At 66.2% G+C, this 15608-nt stretch carries 16 protein-coding genes; 6 read left to right on the plus strand and 10 right to left on the minus strand.

The features are described from left to right. Window positions 1-129 precede the first annotated feature (129 nt). Entirely contained in the window at window positions 130-1506 is a 1377-nt protein-coding gene (locus tag ACZZZD_RS11745) for a S41 family peptidase (protein WP_463435238.1), read from the plus strand. 36 nt (window positions 1507-1542) lie between these two features. Here the strand turns inward: ACZZZD_RS11745 and ACZZZD_RS11750 are convergent, their stop codons facing one another. Both ACZZZD_RS11750 and ACZZZD_RS11755 read right to left on the minus strand, forming a co-directional pair. Further along, window positions 1543-2721 carry a carboxynorspermidine decarboxylase gene (locus tag ACZZZD_RS11750; RefSeq protein WP_463435240.1) on the minus strand — a complete coding sequence of 393 codons (1179 nt, stop codon included), beginning with the start codon at window positions 2719-2721 and terminating at the stop codon, window positions 1543-1545. Between the two features lie 10 nt (window positions 2722-2731). Further along, window positions 2732-3937 (minus strand): saccharopine dehydrogenase family protein, encoded by a 1206-nt coding sequence (locus ACZZZD_RS11755; protein ID WP_463435241.1) that lies wholly within the window; start codon window positions 3935-3937, stop codon window positions 2732-2734. A 313-nt stretch (window positions 3938-4250) separates the two neighbouring features. On the opposite strand from ACZZZD_RS11755, the gene ffh reads away from it, so the two are divergent. The 3 genes from ffh to rimM all read left to right on the plus strand — a co-directional run bounded on the left by ffh (window position 4251) and on the right by rimM (window position 7116). Beyond that, window positions 4251-5789: a signal recognition particle protein gene (ffh, locus tag ACZZZD_RS11760; RefSeq protein WP_463435242.1), complete on the plus strand. Its 1539-nt coding sequence runs from the start codon at window positions 4251-4253 to the stop codon at window positions 5787-5789. A gap of 25 nt (window positions 5790-5814) precedes the next feature. Then, a complete protein-coding gene (rpsP, locus tag ACZZZD_RS11765) occupies window positions 5815-6384 on the plus strand; it encodes a 30S ribosomal protein S16 (RefSeq protein ID WP_463435243.1) in 570 nt (189 codons plus the stop codon). Window positions 6385-6588: 204 nt separating this feature from the next. Beyond that, on the plus strand, window positions 6589-7116 hold the full coding sequence (gene rimM / locus ACZZZD_RS11770) for a ribosome maturation factor RimM (protein WP_463435244.1): 528 nt from the start codon (window positions 6589-6591) through the stop codon (window positions 7114-7116). Here rimM and ACZZZD_RS11775 read toward each other — a convergent pair whose 3' ends face one another. Then, on the minus strand, window positions 7117-7290 hold the full coding sequence (locus tag ACZZZD_RS11775) for a YegP family protein (RefSeq protein WP_426020544.1): 174 nt from the start codon (window positions 7288-7290) through the stop codon (window positions 7117-7119). 159 nt (window positions 7291-7449) lie between these two features. Between ACZZZD_RS11775 and ACZZZD_RS11780 the strand changes: the two genes are divergently transcribed. Both ACZZZD_RS11780 and ACZZZD_RS11785 read left to right on the plus strand, forming a co-directional pair. Continuing rightward, window positions 7450-8151, plus strand: a complete 702-nt coding sequence (locus tag ACZZZD_RS11780) for a glutathione S-transferase N-terminal domain-containing protein (protein ID WP_463435245.1) — start codon at window positions 7450-7452, stop codon at window positions 8149-8151. Between the two features lie 51 nt (window positions 8152-8202). Further along, complete coding sequence (locus ACZZZD_RS11785; RefSeq protein WP_463435246.1) at window positions 8203-8601, plus strand: DUF3597 domain-containing protein; 399 nt, start codon at window positions 8203-8205, stop codon at window positions 8599-8601. 49 nt (window positions 8602-8650) lie between these two features. Here the strand turns inward: ACZZZD_RS11785 and ACZZZD_RS11790 are convergent, their stop codons facing one another. The 7 genes from ACZZZD_RS11790 to phnC all read right to left on the minus strand — a co-directional run bounded on the left by ACZZZD_RS11790 (window position 8651) and on the right by phnC (window position 15523). After that, entirely contained in the window at window positions 8651-9835 is a 1185-nt protein-coding gene (locus tag ACZZZD_RS11790) for a benzoate/H(+) symporter BenE family transporter (protein WP_463435247.1), read from the minus strand. Between the two features lie 57 nt (window positions 9836-9892). Further along, entirely contained in the window at window positions 9893-10690 is a 798-nt protein-coding gene (locus tag ACZZZD_RS11795; RefSeq protein WP_201304488.1) for an enoyl-ACP reductase FabI, read from the minus strand. Window positions 10691-10787: 97 nt separating this feature from the next. After that, window positions 10788-11666 (minus strand): UTP--glucose-1-phosphate uridylyltransferase GalU, encoded by an 879-nt coding sequence (galU, locus tag ACZZZD_RS11800; protein WP_463435248.1) that lies wholly within the window; start codon window positions 11664-11666, stop codon window positions 10788-10790. An 84-nt stretch (window positions 11667-11750) separates the two neighbouring features. Continuing rightward, a complete protein-coding gene (locus ACZZZD_RS11805; RefSeq protein ID WP_463435249.1) occupies window positions 11751-12815 on the minus strand; it encodes a substrate-binding domain-containing protein in 1065 nt (354 codons plus the stop codon). Between the two features lie 79 nt (window positions 12816-12894). Then, window positions 12895-13707, minus strand: coding sequence for a phosphonate ABC transporter, permease protein PhnE (gene phnE, locus ACZZZD_RS11810; protein WP_463435250.1), 813 nt, complete (start codon window positions 13705-13707; stop codon window positions 12895-12897). Continuing rightward, window positions 13704-14717 (minus strand): phosphate/phosphite/phosphonate ABC transporter substrate-binding protein, encoded by a 1014-nt coding sequence (gene phnD / locus ACZZZD_RS11815; protein ID WP_463435251.1) that lies wholly within the window; start codon window positions 14715-14717, stop codon window positions 13704-13706. Before phnD ends, phnE begins: the two co-directional genes overlap by 4 nt. Continuing rightward, a complete protein-coding gene (gene phnC, locus ACZZZD_RS11820) occupies window positions 14714-15523 on the minus strand; it encodes a phosphonate ABC transporter ATP-binding protein (RefSeq protein ID WP_159846950.1) in 810 nt (269 codons plus the stop codon). The genes phnD and phnC overlap by 4 nt, the downstream gene beginning before the upstream one ends. Window positions 15524-15608 lie beyond the last annotated feature (85 nt).

Consider the following 15608-nt stretch of genomic DNA (forward strand, 5'->3'; position numbering starts at 1 on the left):
GTCCTTTGCATTCTCCTCTGACGCTGATTTTATCGGCGGAACGCTGCGTCGCCACGATTTGGTCGTGTCTGCACCGCCTTACCCTTCCCACGGGCGCCTTGAATGATCGGCCCGACCGAAAGAGACCGAATGCGTAAACTGCTCCTCGTCGGCTGCGCCGCTCTGGTGCTCGGCGGATCCGCCGCTGCTGTCAGCAGCCAGACCCCTCGCAATGAAACCTTCCGCATGCTGGAGCTGTTCGGCGACGTCGTGGGCATCGTCGAGCAGGCCTATGTCGTCCCGGTCGACAACAAGAAGCTGATCGAGGCCGCCCTGGCCGGCATGATGACGGCGCTGGACCCGCACTCCAACTACCTGCCGCCCTCCAACTACGACGAGCTGCGCGAGCGCACCGAGGGCCAGTATTCGGGCGTCGGCCTGACCATCAGCGCCGACGGCGGCATGGTGAAGGTCATCTCGCCGATGGACGACAGCCCCGCCGCCAAGGCCGGGGTCCAGGCCGGCGACGTCATCTCCTCGATCGAGGGCCAGAACGCGGCCGGCCTGACGGTCAGCCAGGTGTCCGAGAAGCTGCGCGGCGCCGTTGGCACCAGCATCAAGGTGACCTTCCTGCGCGACGGCGAGGATCCGCTGGAGGTCGTCCTGACCCGCGAGGTCATCAAGGTCCAGTCGGTCACCGGCCGGGTCGAGGGCGACTTCGGCTATCTGCGCGTCTCGACCTTCAACGAGAACACCGGTCGCGAGCTGAACGAGGCCATCGCCAAGATCAAGGCCGAGAAGCCGGGCGTGAAGGGCTATGTCCTGGATCTGCGCAACAACGGCGGTGGTTTGCTGAACGCCGCCATCGACGTGTCCGACGCCTTCCTGGAGCGCGGCGAGATCGTCAGCCAGCGCGGCCGCAAGCCCGAGCAGATCCAACGCTACTCCGCCAAGCCCGGCGACATCACCGGCGGCCTGCCGCTGGTCGTGCTGGTCAACTATGGCTCGGCTTCGGCGTCCGAGATCGTCGCCGGCGCCCTGAAGGATCATCAGCGTGCGACCGTGGTCGGCCTGACCAGCTTCGGCAAAGGCTCGGTCCAGACGGTGATCCCGCTACGCCAAGGCCAGGACGGCGCCCTTTCGATCACGACCGCGCGCTACTACACCCCATCGGGCGCTTCGATCCAGAAGATCGGCATCGAGCCGGACCTGGAGGTGGCCCGGTCCGAGGCCGAGGCGCGCATCGTCTCACGCTCCAGCTTCATCTATTCCGAAGCCGCCTACGCCACCGCCCTGGACGCCTCCATCGGCGCCGAGCGCAAGGGTCCGCACACGCCGCGCGAAGCCCCCGGCGAGAGCTTCGACAAGGAAAAGGATTACCAGCTTCAGCGGGCGCTGGACGTGCTGCGCGCCGGCGGCGACCTGTCGAAACTGTCGGCTGCGCCCGAAGGCGTCGTCGTCACCGAACCGGGTTCCACGCCCAAGCCCGATGCCGAGCCGGCGGCGGACGAACCGAAGGAAGAATAGGTCAGGGAAGGGCGGCGAGAGCCGCCCTTTTTGCGATCAGGACAGACGGTCGCGGAATTCCGAATAGTCGAATTCGCGCACCAGCGTCAGCGCGTCCGTCTCGCTGTTCCACAGAGCGATGGTTGGCAAAGGCACGCCGTTGAAGGTGTTGGTCTTCACCATCGAATAATGGGCCTGGTCCAGGAAGGCGATGCGCGTCCCCGCCGTCGGGGCCGTCTCGAAGACGTAGTCGCCGATGATGTCCCCCGCCAGGCACGACGGCCCGCCCAGGCGATAGGTCATCCCCGTTTCGCCCTCGTTCAGCATGGCCGGACGATAGGGCGCCTCGATCACATCGGGCATGTGGCAGGTCGCCGAGATGTCGGTGATGGCGACTGCGATGCCGTTGTCGAAAGTGTCCAGCACCTCGCCGACCAGTATGCCGGCGTCCAGCGCCGCAGCCTCGCCCGGCTCGATATAGACCGTCAGCCCATGCGTCTCGCCCAACCGGCGTAGGAACGCGGCCAGATCATCGCGCCTGTAATCGGCCCGCGTCACATGGTGCCCGCCGCCCAGGTTGATCCACTTCAGATCGGCCAGCAGGGGCGCCAGCGTCGGCTCCACCGCCGCCCAGATCCGCTCCAGCGGCTCGAAGCCCTGTTCGCACAAGGCATGGATGTGCAGGCCGTCGACGCCGTCCAGATGCTCCGGCTTCAGCTGCGACACCGGGAACCCCAGGCGCGACCCGAATTGGCACGGGTCGTATTTGGCGACCTCGGCCTCGGAATGTTCGGGGTTCAGCCTCAGGCCGATGTCGAACGTCTCGCCCTGGCCCCTGGCCACCGCGATCACATCGGCGAACCGGGCGATCTGATCCGGGGCGTTGAAGATGACCGTGTCTGATAGACGCAGGATCTCGGGCAGGTCCGCCGGCTTGTAGGCCGGTGAATAGGTGGTCAGGTGCCCCTGATAGAATTCCCGCGCCAACCGCGCCTCCCACAGGCCAGAGGCGCAGACGCCGTCGAGGTATTCCCCGACGACATCGGCCAGCGACCACATTGAAAAGGCCTTCAGGGCCAGCAGAACCCGCGCATTTCCGCGCGCCCCCACGTCCTTCAGGACGGACAGGTTGCGACGCACCGCCGCCTCGTCGACCACGAAGGCGGGCGAGGGGACGCGGTTCAGGTCGAACCGGGCGAAGGCGCCCGGTCCACCGGCTTGGGTCTGCATGGCCATGGTCTGAGCCTTAGAAGTCGAGAGGGGCGTCCAGGTCCTGAACCTTCCACGGCAGGCCGTGCTTGTTCAGCATGTCCATGAAGGGGTCGGGGTCCAGCTGTTCCATGTTGAACACGCCCGCGCCCTTCCACTGGCCGGTCAGCATCAGGGCCGCGCCGATCATGGCTGGCACGCCGGTGGTGTAGCTGACAGCCTGGTTGCCGGTCTCGGCATAGGCTTCCTGGTGGTCGCAGATGTTGTTGACGTAGACCGTCTTCTTGACCCCGTCCTTCACGCCCGTGGCGATGGTGCCGATGTTGGTCTTGCCCTTGGTGATCGGACCCAGCGATGACGGTTCCGGCAGCAGGGCCTTCAGGAACTCGATCGGAATGATCTCGCGGCCCTGGAACATCATCGGCTCGATGGAGGTCATGCCGATGTTTTCCAGCACTTCGAGGTGCTTCAGGTAGCTGTCGCCGAAGGTCATCCAGAAGCGGATGCGCTTGATCTCGGGGTAGAATTTCGCCAGCGATTCCAGCTCCTCATGGTACATGAGGTACATGTTCTTCTGACCCACGCCCTCGAAGTCGAAGGTCTGCTTGTGCGACAGGGCCGGGCCCTCGACCCACTGGCCGTTTTCCCAGTGACGCGACGGGGCGGTCACTTCGCGCAGGTTGATCTCGGGGTTGAAGTTGGTCGCGAACGGCAGGCCGGTGTCGCCGCCGTTGCAGTCCAGGATGTCCAGCGTCTCGATGGAATCCAGCAGATGCTTCTTGGTGTAGGTGGCGAAGACCGAGGTCACGCCGGGGTCGAAGCCCGAACCCAGCAGCGCCATCAGACCCGCGTCCTTGAAACGCTCCTGATAGGCCCACTGCCATTTGTATTCGAACTTGGCCTCGTCGCGCGGCTCATAGTTGGCGGTGTCGAGATAGTTCACGCCGGCGGCGAGACAGGCGTCCATGATCGCCAGGTCCTGATAGGGCAGGGCCAGGTTCACGACTAGTTCGGGCTGCACCTGTTTGATCAGGGCGGTGGTCGCCGCCACGTCGTCGGCGTCGATGGCGGCGGTGTCGATGCTCACGCCGAAGCGCGACTTCACGGATTCGGCGATGGCGTCGCACTTGGACTTGGTCCGGCTCGCCAGGGTGATATGCGAGAAGATGTCCGCATTCATCGCCATCTTGTGGACCGCGACCGAACTGACGCCGCCTGCGCCGATAACCAGCACCTTGCTCATGTGTGCTTCTCCTGAAGTCAAAAACGTTGGCGACATCGCCGCCCCTATAAAGGGCGGGGCTCTTAGCACGATGATGACAATCCGCTAAATGCCGTGACGAAGATCAGGATTAAAGCGTGACCGACTCGCTCCGGTTGCCTTCCGCCTTGTTTTCCTCCATAAGCCGCCGCTTCCGACGCAAGTGAACCTGCGTCTCCACCATCACGACCCCATCTCAGGATGGACGAGGATGGCGAGAACCCTCCGCCGACGTGATCGTCGCCGGGGGCCGTTGTCGTATGGGGCCGTTTCACTCGTCGCCACGAGGTAGTGAATGTTCGAGGCTCTGAACGAGCGGCTGACAGGCGTCTTCGACCGGATCACCGGGCGCGGCGCCCTGTCCGAAAAGGACGTCGCCGAGGCGATGCGCGAAGTGCGCGTGGCCCTGCTCGAGGCCGACGTCGCCCTGCCGGTCGTCAAGGAATTCATCGCCTTCGCCACCGAACGCGCGACGGGCGAAGAGGTCATCCGTTCGGTCCGGCCGGCCGATCAGGTGGTCAAGATCGTCTATGACGGTCTGATCGAGATGCTGGGCGGCGAAGAGCCGGTCCCGCTCAACACCAACGCCAATCCGCCCGCCGTGGTGCTGATGGCCGGCCTGCAGGGTTCGGGCAAGACCACGACCTCGGCCAAGCTGGCGCTGCGCCTGACCAAGTTCGATCGCAAGAAGGTCATGATGGCCTCGCTGGACACGCGTCGTCCGGCCGCGATGGAACAGCTGGCCCAGCTGGGCAAACAGATCGACGTCGCCGTCCTGCCGATCGTGGCGGGCGAGAGCGCGGTTCAGATCACGCGCCGGGCGCTGCAGTCGGCCAAGCTTCAGGGCTTCGACGTCCTGATCCTGGATACCGCCGGCCGCATCACCCTGGACGAAGGGCTGATGAACGAGGTGGCCGAGGTCGCCGAGATCTCGCAACCCATCGAGACCCTGTTGGTCGCCGACAGCCTGACTGGCCAGGACGCGGTGCGCACCGCCGCCGCCTTCCACGCGCGCCTGCCCCTGACCGGCCTCGTCCTGACCCGCGCCGACGGCGACGGTCGGGGCGGCGCCATGCTGTCGATGCGGGCCGTCACCGGCCTGCCGATCAAATATCTGGGTGCCGGCGAAAAGGTCGATGCGCTGGACGTGTTCGACGCGCGCCGCGTCGCCGGCCGCATCCTGGGCCAGGGCGATATCGTCGCCCTGGTCGAAAAGGCCAGCCAGGACCTGGACCAGGCCAAGGCCGAGAAGATGGCCCGGAAGCTGGCCAAGGGTCAGTTCGATCTGGACGACCTCGCCGGCCAGCTTCAGCAGATGAAGCGGATGGGCGGGCTTCAGGGCATCATGGGCATGCTGCCCGGCGTGGCCAAGATGAAGGGCCAGATGGCCGAAAGCGGCATCGACGACCGCATGATCCTGCGCCAGGAAGCCATCATCTCCTCGATGACCAAGGCCGAGCGCAAGAAGCCCGACCTGCTGAACGCCAGCCGCAAGAAGCGCATCGCCGCCGGCGCCGGCGTGGACGTGCAGGACGTGAACCGGGTTCTGAAACAGCATCGCCAGATGGCCGACGTGGTCAAGTCGATGGCGCGCGGCGGACCCAAGAAGATGCAGCAGATGGCCGCCATGCTGGGCGGCCTCGGCGGCGGCGGCATCCCAGGAATGGGCGGCGGCGGTCCCGATCTGAACCGATTGAAGGCCCTGGGCGGCGGCAAGACGCCGGAAGCCAGCGCCGAAGAACTGAAAGCCATCCAGGACCGGCTCGCCGGATTGGGTGGCGGACAACTTCCGGGGGGCCTGCCTGGCCTTCCGGGCTTCCCTCCCAAGAAATAACGACTTCCTAGAAAGAGACCTGAAAATGCTGAAAATTCGTCTGGCCCGCGGTGGCGCCAAGAAGCGCCCCTACTACCACATCGTCGTCGCCGACTCGCACTCGCCCCGCGACGGCAAGTTCATCGAGAAGGTCGGCAGCTACAACCCGATGCTGCCCAAGGACGGCGCCACCCCGCGCGTCGCCCTGAAGGTCGATCGCATCGCTGAATGGCTCGGCAAGGGCGCCCAGCCGACCGACCGCGTCGCGCGCTTCATCTCGCAAAGCGCCGACGAAGCCCTGGCCGGCAAGGTCAAATGGACCCAGTCGAACAACCCGAACAAGGGCGCTCCGGGCAAGAAGGCCCAGGAACGCGCCGCCGAGCGCGCCCAGCGCGAAGCTGATCGTCTGGAAGCCGAAGCCGCCGCCAAGGTCGAGGCCGCTGAAGCCGCCGCCCGCGCCAAGGAAGAAGCCGCCGCAGCCGCCGCTGCTCCGGCCCCGGCTGTTGAAGAAGCGCCTGCTGAAGAAGTCGCCGCCGAAGAAGCGCCCGCTGCTGAAGCTGCTGCCGAAGAAGCCCCGGCTGCTGAAGAAGTGACCGAAGAAAAGGCCGAAGGCTAAGCCTTTCGGTTTTACGATGATCAGGGCGGCGTCTTTCGACGCCGCCTTTTTCATGCGCAAAAGCATGATCGTTTTTGGAGGAACCGCTTCGCGGTTCCTCCAAAAGCGTGAATCATGCTTTCGCTTTAAATTTCGAGCCTGATTCACGGCGTCAGTGGAATAGCGAAGCGATTCCTCTTCACCGATCAGGCTCTAAGGACCAGTATGACCACGGACAGCAGATTGATCCTCGTCGGCCAGATCGGCGGCGGTTTCGGGGTGCGGGGCGAAGTGCGGGTGACCGCCTTCACCGCCGATCCCCTGGCCCTGACCGCATACGGCCCGCTGCTGCGCGCCGACGGCACGGTGGCCCTGACCCTGACCGCGACCCGACCGGACAAGAGCGGCGTCGTCGGCCGAGCCAAGGAAATCGCCACCAAGGAAGAGGCCGACGCGCTGCGCGGCCTGAAGCTGCACGTCCCCCGCGACCGCTTCCCCGAGCCGGAGGAAGACGAATTCTATCTCGCCGACCTGTTGGGCGTCGAGGTCCGCGACAGGGCGGGCGCCGTCATGGGCACGGTCAAGTCGGTCCAGAACTTCGGCGCCGACGACATGCTGGAGATCGCCCCCGCGACGGGCGGCCCGACCTGGTATCTGCCCTTCACCAAGGAAGCGACGCCCGAACTGCACCTGGCCGACGGCTGGCTGCTGGCCGTGCCGCCGACCGAGGTGGGCGAGCGCGAGCCCGACTAGCTAAGCGTCTTCCACCGGCGCATCGCCGACGTGTTTCTTGATCGACTCGATCGCGCGCTTGGCGCCCGACTTGTCGGAATAGCCCTCGGTCGAGAAGATCACCTCGGAGTTGAACTTGAAGCGGACGCGGTATTCGCCAGCCTTGTCCTGATAGACTTCGAACTTGTGCGCCATCGGGCGTCTCCCTTCCTGCGACCTGTGATCGGCCACGGCCAAGCTGGCATCGTCGGAGGTCCGATTCCAGACACAAGCCCGCGATCAAACGGCGACGGCGACTGTTGCCAAAGCGAGGGGCGGCTCCAACATACAAGCCTCAACCGACCGAGGCCTGCCATGACCGACCTGTCCGCCTTCCCGATCACCCAGCGCTGGCCGGCTCAGCATCCCGACCGAATCCAGCTCTATTCCCTGCCGACGCCCAACGGGGTGAAGGTGTCCATCATGCTGGAGGAGGTCGGCCTGGCCTATGAGCCGCACCTGGTCGACATAACTAAGAACGAGACTTGGGGGCCGGAATTCCTATCGCTGAACCCCAACGGCAAGATCCCCGCCATCCTCGATCCGAACGGGCCGGGCGAGCAGCCGCTGGCCCTGTTCGAATCCGGCGCCATCCTGATCTATCTGGCCGAAAAGACCGGCAAGCTGCTCTCGGCCGATCCCGCGACCCGCTACGAGACGATCCAGTGGGTCATGTTCCAGATGGGCGCCATTGGCCCGATGTTCGGCCAACTGGGCTTCTTCCACCGCTTCGCCGGCAAGGATTACGAGGACAAGCGCCCGCGCGACCGCTACGTCGCCGAAAGCCGCCGCCTGCTGGGCGTGCTGGAGACGCGGCTTCAAGGCCGGGATTGGATCGTCGGAGACTACTCCATCGCCGACGTCGCCACCCTGGGGTGGGTCCGCAACCTGATCGGCTTCTACGAGGCGGGTGAGATCGTTGGATTCTCTGACTTCCCGCGCGTCGCCGCCTGGCTGGAACGGGGCCTGGCCCGCCCCGCGGTACAGCGCGGGCTGGAGATTCCGGCGCGTCACTGAACCGTCGCGCTTGGAAAGCATTATCTGACGACACCAACAGGAGCGCGACCGATGGGTATCTTCTCTTCGATCTGGAACAAGATCACGGGCCACAAGCCGAAAGCCGCGCCTGCGCCGGCTCCGACACCCACCGCCGGGGTCCCGCCGACGCCCAGCGCAGGGCCGATCCCGACGACTGGATCCGCCCTGCCGCCGGTCGATGTCGAGGCGGTGCTCAGCGATCTGGCGGCGTCCAAGGGCGGGGGCGGCAACTGGCGCACCTCGATCGTCGATCTGCTGAAGCTGCTGGATCTGGATTCCAGTCTGGCGGCCCGCAAGGAACTGGCGGAAGAGCTGAACGTCCATGCCGGCGAGCACGGCTCGGCCGAACAGAACATCGCCCTGTCCAAGGCGGTCTGGAAGAAGTTGGCCGAAAACGGCGGTCAGGTCCCGGCGTCGCTGCGCGACTGACCCGCCTCAAGCAGCGCGACGCGTGATAGGCTGAAAGAGAGGTGCTGGGTCAGACCTGCGGTCTGACCCAGCGTCCGGCGGCTAAGGCTGCAAAGCCGACGACCAAGCCCCAGAAGGCCGATCCTACCCCGAACGGGGCAAGGCCCGACGCCGTCGCGGCGAACGTCAGCACGGCGGCCTCTCGCGACGCCGTCTCGACCATCATTCCCTGCAGCGCCCCGGTCAGCGGCGCGATCAAGGCCAGGCCCGTCACCGCCGCCAGTACGGCCGGCGGCATAGCGATGAACAACCCCGCCAGCGGCGCGGCGAATAGCGCTACACCCACATAGAAGCCGCCATAGATCACGCCCACGACCCAGCGCCGGGCGGGATCGGGATGAGCGTCCGGCCCGGTGCAGATCGCCGCCGTGATCGCCGCCAGATTGACCCCGTGCGCGCCGAACGGGGCCGCCAGCAGGCTGGCGACACCGGTGGACAGGATCAGCCGGTTTGCGGGCGGCGGATAGCCCGCGCTTTGCAACACCACCAGCCCCGGCAGGTTCTGCGCGGCCAGGGTCACCAGAAACAACGGAAAGCCCAGGCTGATGGCCGCCTTCCAGTCGAACACAGGAACCACGGGCTGCAGATGGCCAAACAGGCCCGTTCCGGCGGGCAGGGCCAACTGCCCCCGGATCGCCAGCACCGCAAAGGCCGCCGCCAATACCGCAGGCAGGGTCCAGACCGGCTGCAGGCGCCGAAAGATCAGGAACAGGGCAACCAGGCCGACGACCAGCACCGTCTCGTCCGGCACGACCTTGAACAGCCGCAACACAAAGGGCAGCAGCACCCCCGCCAGCATGGCCGATGCAATGGCCGCCGGGATCCTTGCCGCCAGCCGGCCCAGCGCCGGGATCAGGCCCGTCAGGATCATCAGAAGCGCAGCGAAGACAAAGGCGCCGATGGCCGTCGGCCACGACAGGCCCAGGGTCGAGGCCGCCAGCAGGGCCGCGCCCGGCGTCGACCAGGCCAGGACGACGGGAATCTTCAGCCGCCAACTCAACAGCACGCCGGGCGCGCCGATGCCCAGGCACAGGGCCGTCACCATCGACCCGATCTGGCCCGCATCCGCGCCCAGGGCCTGACCCGCCTGAACCACCAGGGCGACGGTCCCGCCGAACCCGATCACTGTCGCCACGGCGGCGGACGAAAAGGCGGAGGCGGGCAGGGCGCGCAAGGAAAAGGCCGGAGCAGTCATGCCCCGGCCTTAAACCGTCACCGTGAACGTCGGAAGGGCCTGATCAGGCTTCCCCGATCAACCTTCCATGTCGTCCGGCAGGCCCACGGCGTGGAAGCCCGCATCGACGTGAACGACCTCGCCCGTGGTCGAACGCCCCAGGTCCGAGCACAGCCACAGGGCGGCGCCGGCGACGCCCTCCATCGAGGTCTCTTCCTTGATCAGCGAGAACTGCGCCGACTTGGAGTGCAGGCCGCGCCCGCCCGAGATGCCCGCCAGCGACAGGGTGCGCATGGCGCCGGCCGAGATGGCGTTGACGCGGATGTTCTTGGGACCCAGGTCGCGCGCGATATAGCGGGTCGCCGCCTCCAGCGCCGCCTTGGCCACGCCCATGGTGTTGTAGTTCGGGATGACCCGCTCGGACCCCAGATAGGTCAGGGTGATCAGGCTGCCGCCGTTCGGCATCAGTTTGGCGGCGCGCTTGGATACATCCACGAAGCTGAAGGCCGAGATGTTCATGGCCAGCAGGAAGCTGTCACGCGTGGTGTTGTCCACGAAGCTGCCCTTCAGCTCGTCCTTGTTGGCGAAGGCCACCGAATGGACGACGAAGTCGATCGTGCCGAAGGTCTTTTCCAGCTCGGCGAAGGCGGCGTCCATCGAGGCGTCGTCGGTGACGTCGGCGGGAATCAGCAGCTTGGCGCCGACGCTTTCGGCCAGCGGCCGCACACGCCGCTCCAGGCTTTCGCCCATATAGGTGAAGGCCAGTTCCGCGCCCTGCGCCGCCAGTTGCGAGGCGATGCCCCAGGCGATGGAGCTGGAGTTCGCCACGCCCATGATCAGGCCCTTCTTGCCCTTCATGAGGTCGCCGGTCGGCATGTCCCAGCCTTCGGATGTGGCCATGGTTCGTCTCCTGATGATGTGCGCGGAGGGTTAGCAGGGTGGAGAGGCGCGCTCAACGCCCTCGACCGTCGCCTTAAAGCAGGCCCGAGATCACCGCGCGAGCGGCTTCGCCCAGGTCTGGACGTTTCAGGGCCAGCGCGACATTGGCCTTCAAGAGGCCGATCTTGTCGCCGCAGTCGTGGGTCACGCCCGCATATTCGACGGCGGTGAAGGCCTGGTGCTGCATCAGACGCGCCATGGCGTCGGTCAGCTGGATCTCGCCGCCCGCGCCGGTTTCCTGCGTCGCCAGCAGGTCGAAGATTTCCGGCTGAAGGATGTAGCGGCCCGAGATCGACAGGTTGGACGGCGCCGTTCCGGCGGCGGGCTTTTCGACCATGCCCTTCATGACGATCCGCGAGCCGTCGCGGCTGACCGGATCGACGATGCCGTATTTGTGGGTCTGGTCTTCGGGCACGGATTCCACGCCGATGATGTTGCCCCCGGTCTCGGCGTAGACCTCGGCCAGCTGTTTCAGGGCGCCGGGCTGTGAGTCCACGATCACGTCGGGCAGGATGACGGCGAACGGCTCATGGCCGATGATGTCGCGCGCGCACCAGACGGCGTGGCCCAGGCCCTTGGGCTGCATCTGGCGGGTGAAGCTCATCTCGCCGGCGGACGCCAGTTCGGCGTTCATCATCTCTAGGATTTCGGTCTTGCCCTTGGCCAGCAGCTGGGCTTCCAGCTCGATCTGGTGATCGAAATAGTCCTCGATCGCGCCCTTGGAGCGGCCGGTGACGAAGACGATGTGCTCGATCCCGGCTTCGCGCGCCTCTTCGACGATATAGGACAGGATCGGCCGATCGACGACGTTCAGCAGTTCCTTGGGCGTGGTCTTGGTGCCGGGGAGGACGCGGGTGCCGAGGCCCGCGACGGGCAATACGGCCTTGCGCAGGCGCGCGGGCGTGGTGGTCATCAATACATCCTGACAGCTATCCCGCCCCTTCTAGCCGGTGCGGACCGGCGAAAGAAGGGGCGGGACGGCGGTCGGTTCCGTCCGTTATTTGGCAGGACGCTGCATTGGGGTCATGGCGGCGATGGTGGCGCGCTGGGCCAGCAGTTGATCTTCCGGCAGCGGGATCAGGCCGCGATCGGCCAGATAGCCGCCCTTGCCGGCCGAACCTTCCGACAGGAACTCCTGCACGAACTGCTGCAGGCCCGGAATGACGCCGATGTGGGCCTTCTTCACATAGATGTAGAGGCTGCGCGACAGCGGATATTCGCCGCTGGCGATGGTGTCGGCCGTGGGGGCGACGCCGTCGATGGTCTCGGCCTTCACCGTGTCCAGGTTCTGTTCCAGGAAGGAATAGCCGAACACGCCCAGCGAGCCCGGCGTGCGGGTCAGGGTCTGGACGATGGCGTTGTCGTTCTCGCCGGAGTCGATCCACGCGCCGTCTTCGCGCACGGTGTGGGCGATGCCCTCGAACCGGTCCTTGTCGCCTTCGATCGCCTTGACGGCCGGCACCAGCTTGGCGCCCGGCGTCATGCCCAGCTCCAGGAAGGCGTCGCGCGTACCCGAGGTGGGCGGCGGGCCATAGACCTGGATACGCTGGTTCGGCAGGCCGGCGTTGACCTGGTTCCAGGTCTTGGTCGGGTTGGCGACGAAGGTGCCGTTCGGACCCGGAACTTCCTTGGCCAGGCCTTCGTACAGGTCGTTCAGTTCGAAGTTGAAACCGTTGCCGTTACGGGCGGTTGCGATGACGATGCCGTCGAAGCCGATCTTGATCTCGACGATGTCGGTGACGCCGTTCTTGGCGCACAGGTCGAACTCGGACTGTTTCATCTGACGCGAGGCGTTGGCGATGTCCGGGGTGGCCGGGCCGATCCCTTGACAGAAGGCCTGGATGCCGCCGCCGGTGCCCAGCGATTCCACGCGAGGCGCCGCGCCGTTGGAGGCGCGGGCGAAGGTCTCGGCGACGCGGGTGGCGAAGGGGAAGACGGTCGACGAGCCGGCCGACCAGATCCCGGCGCGCGTGCCGGACGATCCGCCGCCGGCGTTGTCGCCGCAAGCGGCCAGGGCCAGAAGGGCGGCGGCCGAAGCCGCCAGTTTCAGTGTGCGGATCATCCTGAGCTCTCCCTGAGCATCGATTTCGCGATGCTTAGAGCAGAGGATTATGACAGTCCCGCGAACGAGACCATCACGGCTACAGCAGGCGGCGACGCATAACCTGCGACAGGGTATCGATCAGGGTCACGGCGACGACCACGACGATCACGATTGCCGAGACGGCGCGGAAGTCGAAGGCGTTCATGCTGTCGAACAGCACCTGACCGATGCCGCCGGCGCCGATCAGACCCAGAACCGTCGCCGAACGGCTGTTGGATTCGAAGCGGTACAGGGCGAACGAGGTCCACAGCGGCGCGACCTGCGGCAACACGCCCCAGACGATCTCATGCAGCTTGCCGGCGCCGGTGGCGCGCACGCCTTCGACGGGCCCCTTGTCGATCGACTCGACGGCTTCGGAGAACAGCTTGGCCAGGACGCCTGCGGTGTTCAGGGTGATGGCCAGCACGCCGGCCAGCGGCCCCAGGCCCACGGCGGTCACGAACAGCAGGCCGATGACCAGGTCGGGCACTGAGCGCAGCAGGTTCATCACCCAGCGCACCGGCGTCACGATCCAAGCAGGGGCGATATTGCGCGCGGCGGCCAGACCCAGCGGAACGCCCAGAATGACGGCCAGGAAGGTGCCCCAAAGGGCGATCTGCACCGTCTCCCACATCTTGGCGACGAACATCTTCCAGTCGCCGAAGTCGGGGCGCAGCAGGTCGTGCACGAACAGCTGAGTGCTCTCGTTACCCGCGAACAGGCGCGACAGGTTACGCAGATCGACGGCGTCGATGCTGTAGAGCAGAACGGCGGCTACGCCGCCCCACACCAGGATATCGGCCGCCCACGCCAGGGTGGATTTCTTGGGCGCCGCCGGGATGGAGACGGCGGGGGACGCGACTGCGGTCAAGGCCGGACCTCACGCAGGCTGCGCAGGCGTTGAAGCTCGCGCTCGGCGGCGGTCGCTGCGGCGGTGTCGCCCTTGGCGCGGGCCTCGCCCAGCTTCTGGTCGGCGATCATCTCGCGAATGGGGTCCAGATAGCTGTCGTCGGCGGCGGCGAAGCGGGAATATTCCAGGTCGGCCAGAACCTTGCGCTGACGCTCGGCCTCGGCGCCTTCGCCCTGGCCATAGGTCAGGAAGAAGCTGCGGATCTTTTCCTTCAACGCCGGGTCCAGGTCCTCGCGCACGACGATGCCGCTCTCGGGGATGGGGGGCGAGGTCCAGATGTCCTCGATCTGGCTGGCCAGCTGCGGATTCTCGCGGCGCATGAAGACGGTGTTGACGCTGTTGGACGTGGCCACTTCGATCACGCCGGTGGCGACGCCGAAGGCGTTGGCCTGGTGGTTGGCCGAGCGCACGGTCTTGAAGCACTGGGCCGGAACGACGCCGCGCGGATTGAACAGGAAGGTCAGCGGGGCCAGGGTGCCCGACGTCGATTGGGCGTCGCCGATGCCGAAATTGTACTGCTTGCCGCACGCCAGGACCTTGTCCAGAGTAATGCCCGAGCCCTTCTTGACGATCAGGGTCGACTGATAGCTGTCCAGCCCTTCGCGGTTGACGGTGCGGGCGATGACCTCGGCCTTGGCGCGGTCGATGGCCTCGACCTCGGGCTTGGCCGAGAACCAGCCGACCTGGGTGTGGTTGCCGCGCATGGCCTCGACCAGAACCGTATAGTTCGAGCCGAAATAGGGTCTGACCGGCACGCCGATGGCCTTGGACATGTCGTCCAGGAGCGGCTGCCACAGCGGCCCCGACGAGGCCTGGCCCTCGGCGGACAGGATCGAGAAGGTGATCTCGGTCGGCGCGCCGCCGGCCTTCTTGTCGTCACCGCCGCCACAGGCCGCCAGACCCAGGATCACGACGGCCGCGCCGGCCGCCGCCATCAGACGGCGAGTAGGGGAAATACGGGACAGGCTCATGCCTTGGTCTCCCAGAACGCGTCCTCGAATTCGGGACCGTAGATTTCGATCAGGCGCTGTTGGTCCAGCGCCGTTGACGGACCGTCATAGACGATCTTGCCGCCCTGCAGGGCGATGACGCGGTCGCAATAGCGGATGGCGTAGTCGACCTGGTGCAGGGTGACGATCACGCCCATGCCGTCGCGCTTGTTCAGCTCGACCAGCAGTTCCATCACCTTGCGGGCGGACACCGGGTCCAGCGAGGCGACGGGTTCGTCGGCCAGGATGGCCTTGGCGCCCTGCACGATGGCGCGGGCGATGGCGCCGCGCTGCTGCTGGCCGCCCGATAGGGTGTTGGCGCGCTGAGCCGCATAGTCAGACACGCCGACGCGGTGCAGGGCCGCCATGGCCTTGTCCTTGTCTGCTTGGGGCCAGGCCCCAAGCAGCCCCTTCCACGCGGGCAGGCGGCCCAGCGCGCCCAGCATGACGTTGGAGAACAGGCTGAGGCGGCCGACCAGATTGAACTGCTGGAAGATCATGCCCAGCTTGCCGCGCGCCTTGCGCACGGAGCCGGTGACCCGGCCGTCCTTCTGTACGGTCTCGCCGAACACCTGGATCGTGCCCTTACCCGCGTCGATCGACTGCAGACCGGTGATGGAGCGGAGCAGGGTGGACTTGCCCGAACCGGACGGACCGATCAGGGCGACCATTTCGCCGGAGGCCACGGAAATCGAGACGCCGTCCAGCGCCTTTCGCGATCCGAAGGTCTTCGACACGTCGCGCGCCAGGACGAGCCCGGGGGAGACGGCGGCTGCGGATGAACTCATGAACTCGCTAGGAGGCTGTGGCGAAGGGGCGCCGCATGACGCGACGAAGGCGTCTAGGCAAGGCCTTAATCGCACGTCGGGCGCG

The organism is Brevundimonas sp. AC546, assembly GCF_979258305.1.

Coding starts and splice junctions, on each gene's coding strand:
- phnC (WP_159846950.1), bottom strand. CDS start 15,523: ATGAGTTCATCCGCAGCCGCCGTCTCCCCCGGGCTCGTCCTGGCGCGC.
- rimM (WP_463435244.1), top strand. CDS start 6,589: ATGACCACGGACAGCAGATTGATCCTCGTCGGCCAGATCGGCGGCGGT.
- ACZZZD_RS11785 (WP_463435246.1), top strand. CDS start 8,203: ATGGGTATCTTCTCTTCGATCTGGAACAAGATCACGGGCCACAAGCCG.
- ffh (WP_463435242.1), top strand. CDS start 4,251: ATGTTCGAGGCTCTGAACGAGCGGCTGACAGGCGTCTTCGACCGGATC.
- galU (WP_463435248.1), bottom strand. CDS start 11,666: ATGACCACCACGCCCGCGCGCCTGCGCAAGGCCGTATTGCCCGTCGCG.
- ACZZZD_RS11750 (WP_463435240.1), bottom strand. CDS start 2,721: ATGGCCATGCAGACCCAAGCCGGTGGACCGGGCGCCTTCGCCCGGTTC.
- ACZZZD_RS11745 (WP_463435238.1), top strand. CDS start 130: ATGCGTAAACTGCTCCTCGTCGGCTGCGCCGCTCTGGTGCTCGGCGGA.
- ACZZZD_RS11795 (WP_201304488.1), bottom strand. CDS start 10,690: ATGCCGACCGGCGACCTCATGAAGGGCAAGAAGGGCCTGATCATGGGC.
- rpsP (WP_463435243.1), top strand. CDS start 5,815: ATGCTGAAAATTCGTCTGGCCCGCGGTGGCGCCAAGAAGCGCCCCTAC.
- ACZZZD_RS11775 (WP_426020544.1), bottom strand. CDS start 7,290: ATGGCGCACAAGTTCGAAGTCTATCAGGACAAGGCTGGCGAATACCGC.
- ACZZZD_RS11805 (WP_463435249.1), bottom strand. CDS start 12,815: ATGATCCGCACACTGAAACTGGCGGCTTCGGCCGCCGCCCTTCTGGCC.
- ACZZZD_RS11755 (WP_463435241.1), bottom strand. CDS start 3,937: ATGAGCAAGGTGCTGGTTATCGGCGCAGGCGGCGTCAGTTCGGTCGCG.
- ACZZZD_RS11780 (WP_463435245.1), top strand. CDS start 7,450: ATGACCGACCTGTCCGCCTTCCCGATCACCCAGCGCTGGCCGGCTCAG.
- ACZZZD_RS11790 (WP_463435247.1), bottom strand. CDS start 9,835: ATGACTGCTCCGGCCTTTTCCTTGCGCGCCCTGCCCGCCTCCGCCTTT.
- phnD (WP_463435251.1), bottom strand. CDS start 14,717: ATGAGCCTGTCCCGTATTTCCCCTACTCGCCGTCTGATGGCGGCGGCC.